Source organism: Actinocorallia lasiicapitis (assembly GCF_054778695.1).
This window is the reverse complement of the sequence record NZ_BAAGZI010000664.1, coordinates 1-1,762: the sequence shown is the minus strand read 5'-3', so window position 1 is coordinate 1,762 and position 1,762 is coordinate 1. Positions and strand designations below refer to the sequence as shown.

Sequence of the window (1,762 nt, the reverse complement as noted above, 5' to 3'; positions counted from 1 at the left end):
CGGACCGTGCCGCACCGCCCCGGCCAGCGCGGTGCGCGCCTTGCGCCAGCGGCTGACGGCCAGCCGGTAGCCCACCCGGGCGACCCAGGCACGCGGCTGGTCGTAGCCGCTGAGCCTGCCCCAGCGCGACCAGGCACGGGCGAACGCCTCCTGGGCGGACTCCTGCGCCTCGGTCATGCTGCCGGTGTAGGCGTACAGCTCCGCGACGAGCCCCGGGTAAGCGCCGCGATAGAACTCGGCGAAGCCCTCATCGTCGGTCAACGGGCCCCCTCTGTTGTCGGTTCGTGGGATACACGCGCGGACAGGGCGCCCGGTTGCGGACGGAAAACGAGACCCCGGCCGTGTTCCGGCCGGGGTCTCGTCGAGCGGGTACTAGATCAGGGGGAGGATCTCCTGGGCGACGCGTTCGCCGGAGCGGACGGCGCCGTCCATGTAGCCCGTCCAGTGGGAGGAGGTCTCGGTGCCCGCCCAGTGGACGAGGCCGCAGGGTTCGCGGAGCGCGGGGCCGAACTCGGTGAGGACGCCCGGGGCGGTGTAGCCGGTGGGGCCGCCGCCCGACCAGGTCTCGTTGTCCCAGCGCTGGAACGCGGTCCGCAGCGGGGTCGCCGCCTTCACACCGAACATCTTGGTGAAGGAGTCGAGCCCGGCCGCGGTGACCTCGGCGGGCGACTTGCCGTCGAGCCTGCGGATGTTGGTCTGGTTGATGAAGCCCATCAGGATGCCCTGTGAGCCGTCGGGCGGGCTGTTGTCGAAGGTCGCGTCGATCGCGCCCGAGTCGGCGAGCGCCTGGCCGGTCAGGCCCTCGGCCCGCCAGAACGGGGTCGGGTAGACCGCGACGAACTTGGCGACCGAGCCCATCGGGAAGCGCTGCATGAGCTGGGCGCGGCTCGCGGGCAGGCCCGGCAGGAACTCGATCTTGCCGGCGATCGCCGGGGACATGGCGACGACCACGCGCTTGGCGTTGACGGTGATCCCGTCGGCCTCGACCCTGACCCCGCCGTTCTCCTGGACGACCCTGCGGACCGGGGCGTTGTACTTGATCCGGTCGCCGAGCTGGGCGGCGAGCCGGAGCGGGACCTCCTGGGAGCCGCCGACGAACCGGGTCTCCTGGCCGCCGGCCTTGGTGTTGATCAGGCGGTCGACGTTGCCGGGATTGCCGGGGTTGCCCGCCGAGGCGACGTAGTTGAGGACGTAGAGCAGCGACACGTCCTTGGAACGGCACGACAGGGTCGAGGAGACGAAGGCGTCCAGCAGGAAGCGGGAGCCGTTGCTGATCGTCGCGCCGCGGGTCCAGCTGTAGAAGGTCTGGGAGTCCCACTCCTCGGCTTCGGCGGCCGTCCACGGGCTGCCCGGGGTGATCTTCTTGGCCATCTCGCCGATCCGGATCAGCGCGATCTCCAGGTCGAGGACGCCCCAGTCCGGCGGGACGGCGCCCAGCAGGCCGTCCGTGGCGTACAGGGACCGCTTGCCGTTGCGGTAGTAGACGTTCTTGCCGGTGTTGTAGGTGGGGAAGGTCGCGACGCCGAGGCTAGCGGCGAGCGCGGCGATCCGGTCCTGGGTGGGGCCGATGAACTCGGCGCCGCCCTCGCTGGTGGTGCCGTCGCCCAGCGGCATCCCGTAGACACGGCCGCCGGCGCGGTCGCGGGCCTCCAGGATGATCACGGATTTTCCGGCGGCGACCAGGTCGCGGGCGGCGGTGAGGCCGGACAGGCCACCGCCGACGATCACCACGTCGGCGGCGAGGGCGGGGTCGCCGGGGGCG

General features: G+C 72.0%; 2 protein-coding genes. Both read right to left on the bottom strand.

All coding sequences use genetic code 11. The features are described 5' to 3' along the window. Positions 1–261, bottom strand: a 261-nt coding sequence (locus ACYVE7_RS33535; protein ID WP_460370534.1) for a sigma factor, incomplete at its 3' end; no start/stop codon positions are given. 111 nt (positions 262–372) lie between these two features. Next, positions 373–1,762 (bottom strand): flavin monoamine oxidase family protein (locus tag ACYVE7_RS33530; RefSeq protein ID WP_460370532.1); only part of this gene is annotated, 1,390 nt, incomplete at its 5' end.